Source organism: Mesorhizobium sp. M7A.F.Ca.CA.004.06.1.1 (assembly GCF_003999135.1).
Taxonomy (GTDB): domain Bacteria; phylum Pseudomonadota; class Alphaproteobacteria; order Rhizobiales; family Rhizobiaceae; genus Mesorhizobium.
Genome location: NZ_RZPQ01000329.1, coordinates 1 through 6,203 on the forward strand (window position 1 = coordinate 1; position 6,203 = coordinate 6,203).

The window sequence follows — 6,203 nt, forward strand, 5'->3', positions numbered from 1 at the left end:
TTTCTACCTGACGCCGATGGCTGGCCGCTTGCGGGTCGCCGGCACCGTCGAACTCGGCGGCCTGGTCGCGCCGCCAAATCCGCGCCGGCTGGCGCTGCTTGACCGTGGCGCCAGGCAAATTTTTCCCAGGCTCGGCTCGCATGCCTCGCAATGGCTCGGCTTCCGGCCGTCCCTGCCGGATTCCAGGCCGGTCATCGGCGCTTCGCGCGGCAGCTCCCGCGTAATTCATGCTTTCGGGCACGGCCATCTCGGCCTGACGCTGGCTCCGATCACCGCGCGGCTGGTCGCCGACTTGATCGGCGGACGCGGCGATCCGGCTCGGCTCGCACCTTTCGCGGCGGGCCGTTTCGGCCGTTGATCGACCGATGCCCTCGATCTGAGTTAGTGCGCGAAAACCTGCTCCAGCGAGCGAAAACCCTTGAATTCCAGGGCATTGCCCGAGGGGTCGCGGATGAACAGCGTTGCCTGTTCGCCGGGTTCGCCCTTGAAACGCACCATCGGCCGTTCCAGCCAGTCGATGTCGTCGCGCGCCTCCAGCCGCGTCGCCAGGCGCTGCCAGTCGTCCATCAGCAGCACCGCGCCGAAATGCGGAATCGGCACGACAATGCCGTCGACCCTGCCGTCACTGGGGGCCTGTGCGGCCTGCGGACGCAGATGCGCCGACATCTGGTGGCCGTAGAGGTCGAAATCGACCCAGGTCGCCGATGAACGGCCGATCGCACAGCCCAGCACCTCGCCATAGAAAACGCGGGTTTCATCGAGATCACGGACCGGGAAGGCGAGATGGAAAGGCGTCATCGAAATGCTCCGTGCAAGCTGCGAACCCATTTTGCGTCACAGGGTTCGCGGTTTTGAACCGCCCACCCTGCATTTTGATTGAAGCCTATGCCATTGCACAAGCCGGACCGGAACAATAGATGGGTGGGCAACGGCCGCACACCGGCCGCACCAGCAGGATTTCAGGCATGACCGATATATCAGACGCAGCAAAATTGACCGACCGCGTCGCGGCTCTGGTCGAGGCTGCCAAAAAGGCCGGCGCCGATGCCGCCGACGCGGTGGCCGTGCGCGGCCGCTCGACCGGCGTGTCGGTGCGTCTCGGCAAGGTCGAGGCTACGGAAGCCTCCGAGAGCGAGGATGTGGCGCTGCGTGTTTTCGTCGGCGGCCGCGTGGCGAGTGTCTCGGCGACAGCGGCGTCCGACCCGAAAACGCTGGCCGAACGCGCTGTTTCCATGGCGAGAGTCTCGCCTGAGGATCCCTATCAGGGGTTGGCCGACCCGGCATTGCTGGCCAAACAGACACGCGATCTCGATCTGTTCGACGCCACCGAGGTGTCCGCCGACCAGTTGAAGGAAGCCGCATTGGCGGCGGAGGCGGCAGCGCTTGGCGTCAAGGGCGTGACCAATTCGGCCGGCGCCAGCGCCGGTGCCGGCCTCGGCGGCCTGGTGCTGGCCACCTCGCACGGCTTCCTCGGCCACTATGTCGGCTCGCGGTTCTCGCGCTCGGCCAGCGTCATCGCCGGCGAGGGCACCGGCATGGAGCGCGACTATGAATTCTCATCGCGCCAGCACTTTGCCGATCTCGATGCGCCCGAGGACATCGGCCGCAAGGCCGGAGAACGCGCGGTGCGCCGCATCGGCGCGCGCAAGGCAGCGACCGGGCCGGTCGACGTGGTGTTGGACCCACGCGTCGCGCGCGGCATCGCCGGCCATCTGGCCGGCGCCATCAACGGCGCCTCGGTCGCGCGCAAGACCTCGTTCCTGCGTGACATGATGGGCAAGCAGGTGGCCGCCTCCGCCATCACCGTCACCGACGAGCCGCTCCGGTTGCGTGGCCAGGCCTCACGGCCGTTCGACGGCGAAGGCGTCGAAGGCGAAAAGCTGTTGATGGTCGAGAAGGGCGTGCTCAACCATTGGTTCCTGTCGACCTCGGCCGCAAGGGAACTGGGCCTCGTCACCAACGGCCGCGGCGCCCGCGGCGGCTCTTCCGTGACGCCATCCTCCACCAATCTCGCCATCGAGCCGGGCGAGCGGTCGCCGGAAGAGCTGATCAGATCGCTCAAGACCGGCTTCTATGTCACCGAGGTGTTCGGCCAGGGCGTCGACATGGTCACCGGCGAATACAGCCGTGGCGCCTCGGGTTTCTGGATCGAGAACGGCGAGCTGGCCTATCCGGTCGCCGAGGTCACCATCGCCTCGAACCTGAAAACCATGTTCCTCAACATGGTGCCGGCTGATGACCTCGACCGTAATTTCGGCACCGCCGCCCCAACGCTCCTGATCGAAGGCATGACCCTTGCCGGAGCATGACCTCACCATAGCCGGGGCCACCGAAGATTTGCCGCTGCTGCGCGATGCCGCCCGCGAGGCGGGGCTCATCGCCATGCGCTACTTCGGCAACAGCCCGCAAGTCTGGATGAAGGGCGGCACATCGCCGGTCAGCGAGGCCGACCATGCCGCCGACGCCTACCTGCGCGAAACGCTGCTGGCGGCGCGACCGGATTATGGCTGGCTGTCGGAAGAGACCGTCGACGATCCGGTCCGGCTTTCGGCACGCCGCACCTTCGTCGTCGACCCGATCGACGGCACGCGCGGTTTTCTGGAAGGCCAGCGCACCTGGTGCGTCAGCGTCGCCGTCGTCGAGCGTGGCCGTACGCTGGCCGGCGTGCTGGAATGCCCGGCGATGGAGGAAACCTATTGGGCGCTGCCGGGCCAGGGCGCCTTCCGCAACGGCAAGCGCATTGCGGTTCGCAAGCTGGCGGAAACAGCCGAGATTTCCGGGCTGAAGCAGTTGACCGACCTGATGCCGGCCGAATGGCAGGCGCGGCTGAAGCGAGCGCCCTACAGCCCTTCGCTGGCTTATCGGCTGGCGATGATCGCCAATGGCGCGCTGGATGCCACTTTCGTCAAGCCGAATGCGCATGACTGGGATATTGCGGCGGCCGACCTCATCCTGCGCGAGGCCGGCGGCCAGCTGCTCGACCAGCACGGTCGCGCTCCACTATATGCCGGCGAGGTGACCCGCCACGGCGCCCTTGCTGCCGGCAGCGGTGAATTGCTGGCCGTGCTCGCCGGCGTCATCGCCGGCCTGGACGCGTGAAGGCGTTTTCCCCGGCGAGATGAATTCATCTCGCCCTAAAGGTTCCAAAGTTGGCGGCTTTGGTCTAGACCTGTGACAAACTCACGATATGTGAAGGACCGACATGGCCGCGGAAGACGGAAAGAAACAGCTTTTGCATCTGGTGTTCGGTGGCGAACTCAAGAAGCTTGGCGGCACCGAATTCCGCGATCTCGAGGGCCTCGATATCGTCGGCATCTATCCGGACTATCAATCCGCGCACACGGCGTGGAAAGCCAAGGCGCAAGCCAGCGTGGACAACGCCCACATGCGTTACTTCGTCGTTCATCTGCACCGGCTGCTGGACCCCGACAACAAGGTTGCCGGTTGACTTCGATGGAGCATGACCTGGCGAAAGGGCCAGCAAGCGATGCCGCGCCCACGGGCAGGGGACGCAGCCGCACGACCAAGGCCTTCTGGCGCAAGATTCGCCAACCGCTGGCGCAGTCGCGATTCGTCAAGAACGCCATCGCCAGCCTGTTCGCCCAGTTCGTGCGCTTCGTGCGCCTCACCAATCGCGTCGTCGAGGGATCGGCACGGTTTTCGGGCGGTGCCTATACCGAATTCGAGCCTGGCATCATCGCCTTGTGGCATGGCCAGCATCTGCTGACGCCAGCCTATTACCCCAAGCGCAAGCCGCTGGTCGCCATGGTTTCGCGCAGCGCTGATGCCGAGCTCAACGCCTTGATGCTGGAAAAATTCGGCATCGAGGCGGTGCGCGGCTCCGGCGGGCGCGAAAATGCCAGGCATCTCGACAAGGGCGGGGCAAAAGCGCTTATCGCCCTGAAAAAGTCGCTCGCCGTCGGCAAGAACGTCGCCATGATCGCAGATATTCCGCACGGCACGCCACGAGACGCAGGGCTTGGTATCGTTCTCCTGGCTCGCCTCTCGGGCCGGCCGCTTGTGCCTGTCGCCATCACCACCAGCCGCCGCAAGGTACTGGAGAAGAGCTGGGACAAGACCACCATCAACCTGCCGTTCGGCCGTTCGTCGATCGTCATCGGTCAGCCGATCTTCGTGGCGGCCGGCGCCGATGAGGCCGAAATGGAGCGCAAGCGCCAGGAAGTGACGACCGCGCTCAATGCCGCGACCGCCGAGGCCTACCGTCTCGTGGATGCTCCGCGATGAGCGGCCGCTGGGCGCGAGCCATGCTGTCGGCATACCGTTTCGCGGGTGCGGCCGCCTATCCGCTGGTCGGGCCCTATGTTGCCTGGCGCACCTCGCGCGGCAAGGAAGACCGCTACCGCCGCCGCGAGCGCTATGGCGTCGCCGGACGCGCGCGCCCCGACGGGCCGGTGATCTGGATCCACGCCGCGAGCGTCGGCGAGACCATCGCCGTCGTGCCGCTGGTCGAAAGCATTCTCGACTACGGCGTCAACATCGTGCTGACGACCGGCACGGTCACCTCGGCGCAGGTCGCCGATGAGCGTCTCGGTGACCGGATCATCCACCAATACGTACCGCTCGATCTCAAGCCGGCGGTCAGCCGGTTCCTCGATCACTGGCAGCCGGATCTGGCGATCATCGCCGAATCCGAAATCTGGCCGATGACCATCCTCGAGCTTGGCGCGCGCCGCGTGCCGCAGGTGCTGGTCAATGGCAGGCTCTCCGACCGCTCGTTCAAGTCGTGGAAGAAACGGGCCAACATCGCCGAGGCGTTGTTCGAGAACCTGGCTCACGTCGTGGCGCAGTCGGATGTCGATGGCGAGCGGTTTCTGGCGCTCGGCGCCCGGCCGGTCACCGTGTCGGGCAATCTCAAGGTCGATACCTCGCCGCCGCCCGTCGACGAACGGGCGCTGGCGACGCTGCGGCGGCAGATAGGCACGCGCCCGACCTGGGCGGCGATCTCGACCCATGACGGCGAGGAAGTGGTCGCGGCTGAAGTCCACGCGACGCTGCACAAACGCCACCATGGTCTTCTGACGATCGTCGTTCCGCGTCATCCCGATCGCGGCGAGGCGCTTGCGGCGCAGATTTCCGGCATGGGCCTGAAGGTCGCGCGGCGAAGCAAGGGCGACAGGATAGCCGCCGACACGGATATATTGCTCGGCGACACGATCGGCGAGATGGGACTCTATCTCCGGCTGACCGAAATCGCCTTCGTCGGCCGCTCGCTGACCTCCGAGGGTGGCCAGAACCCGCTGGAACCGGCCATGCTCGACACCGCGGTTCTCGCCGGGCGCAATGTTCAGAATTTTCGCGAGGCCTACCAGCGTCTCCTCGACAGCGGCGGCGCCAAGCTGGTGCGCGATCGCGACATGCTGGCCGGCGCCGTCAATTTCCTCCTGACCAACGAAGTGGCGCGCCACGAGATGATGGCGGCGGGTGTGGCGACCGTCGACGAGATGCGTGGCGCGCTGGCGCGCACGCTGAAATCGCTTGAGCCCTATATCCAGCCGCTGGTCGTCAAGTCGCGCCTGAAGGGCGCGAACGGTCGCTAGCGTGGCCTCTGAAGCACCACCATTCTGGTGGGAAGAGCCGGACTGGCGGGTCCTGGCACTGTCGCCGCTATCGGCCATCTATGCCGCCGCCGCCGGCCGCGGCATGCGGCGGGCCAAGCGCGAGAAGATCGAAGCACCCGTTCTGTGCATCGGCAATTTCACGGTTGGCGGCACCGGCAAGACACCGGTGGCCATCGCGCTCGCCGAGCAGGCGAAGCGAATGCATCTGAAACCCGGCTTCCTGTCGCGCGGCCATGGCGGCTCGTTCGCCGAGCCTCACGTGGTCGATATCGACCATGACAGTGCCAGGCATGTCGGTGACGAACCGCTGCTGCTCGCCGAACACGCGCCGGTGGCGGTGACGCCGAACCGCGCCGCCGGCGCCCGGCTGCTGTTGGAACGGCATGGCTGCGAATTCCTGATCATGGACGATGGGTTTCAGAGCGCCCGCATCCACATCGATTATGCGCTGGTCGTCGTCGATGCGCGCTACGGAATTGGCAATGGCCGCGTCATTCCGGGCGGGCCGCTCAGGGCCAAAATCGTCGACCAGTTGGTCTTCACCAGCGGGCTGTTGAAAATGGGCGAGGGCACTGCCGCCGACAGCGTGGTCCGCCAGGCGGCACGCGCCGGCCTGCCGATCTT

Annotated in this window: 8 protein-coding genes; 7 read left to right on the top strand and 1 reads right to left on the bottom strand. The window is 66.1% G+C overall.

Features of this window, described 5'->3' with window-relative positions:
- Nucleotides 1-358, top strand: a 358-nt coding sequence (locus tag EN906_RS19380; protein ID WP_127375309.1) for an FAD-dependent oxidoreductase, incomplete at its 5' end; no start/stop codon positions are given.
- Nucleotides 359-381: 23 nt separating this feature from the next.
- On the opposite strand, the gene EN906_RS19385 is transcribed toward EN906_RS19380, so the two are convergent.
- Nucleotides 382-798: a VOC family protein gene (locus EN906_RS19385; RefSeq protein WP_127266861.1), complete on the bottom strand. Its 417-nt coding sequence runs from the start codon at nucleotides 796-798 to the stop codon at nucleotides 382-384.
- A 167-nt stretch (nucleotides 799-965) separates the two neighbouring features.
- Here EN906_RS19385 and EN906_RS19390 point away from each other — a divergent pair, with 167 nt between their 5' ends.
- From EN906_RS19390 to lpxK, 6 genes are all read left to right on the top strand, one after another.
- Entirely contained in the window at nucleotides 966-2,309 is a 1,344-nt protein-coding gene (locus EN906_RS19390) for a TldD/PmbA family protein (RefSeq protein WP_127266860.1), read from the top strand.
- Nucleotides 2,296-3,099 carry a 3'(2'),5'-bisphosphate nucleotidase CysQ gene (locus EN906_RS19395; protein ID WP_127266859.1) on the top strand — a complete coding sequence of 268 codons (804 nt, stop codon included), beginning with the start codon at nucleotides 2,296-2,298 and terminating at the stop codon, nucleotides 3,097-3,099. Before EN906_RS19390 ends, EN906_RS19395 begins: the two co-directional genes overlap by 14 nt.
- A gap of 103 nt (nucleotides 3,100-3,202) precedes the next feature.
- Nucleotides 3,203-3,448 carry a DUF4170 domain-containing protein gene (locus EN906_RS19400; protein ID WP_027038609.1) on the top strand — a complete coding sequence of 82 codons (246 nt, stop codon included), beginning with the start codon at nucleotides 3,203-3,205 and terminating at the stop codon, nucleotides 3,446-3,448.
- 5 nt (nucleotides 3,449-3,453) lie between these two features.
- Nucleotides 3,454-4,245, top strand: a complete 792-nt coding sequence (locus tag EN906_RS19405; protein WP_127266858.1) for a lysophospholipid acyltransferase family protein — start codon at nucleotides 3,454-3,456, stop codon at nucleotides 4,243-4,245.
- A complete protein-coding gene (gene waaA, locus EN906_RS19410; protein WP_027038607.1) occupies nucleotides 4,242-5,558 on the top strand; it encodes a lipid IV(A) 3-deoxy-D-manno-octulosonic acid transferase in 1,317 nt (438 codons plus the stop codon). The genes EN906_RS19405 and waaA overlap by 4 nt, the downstream gene beginning before the upstream one ends.
- A gap of 1 nt (nucleotide 5,559) precedes the next feature.
- Nucleotides 5,560-6,203, top strand: a 644-nt coding sequence (gene lpxK, locus EN906_RS19415) for a tetraacyldisaccharide 4'-kinase (RefSeq protein WP_127375310.1), incomplete at its 3' end; no start/stop codon positions are given.

Coding starts and splice junctions, on each gene's coding strand:
- EN906_RS19400 (WP_027038609.1), top strand. CDS start 3,203: ATGGCCGCGGAAGACGGAAAGAAACAGCTTTTGCATCTGGTGTTCGGT.
- EN906_RS19390 (WP_127266860.1), top strand. CDS start 966: ATGACCGATATATCAGACGCAGCAAAATTGACCGACCGCGTCGCGGCT.
- waaA (WP_027038607.1), top strand. CDS start 4,242: ATGAGCGGCCGCTGGGCGCGAGCCATGCTGTCGGCATACCGTTTCGCG.
- EN906_RS19385 (WP_127266861.1), bottom strand. CDS start 798: ATGACGCCTTTCCATCTCGCCTTCCCGGTCCGTGATCTCGATGAAACC.
- EN906_RS19405 (WP_127266858.1), top strand. CDS start 3,454: ATGGAGCATGACCTGGCGAAAGGGCCAGCAAGCGATGCCGCGCCCACG.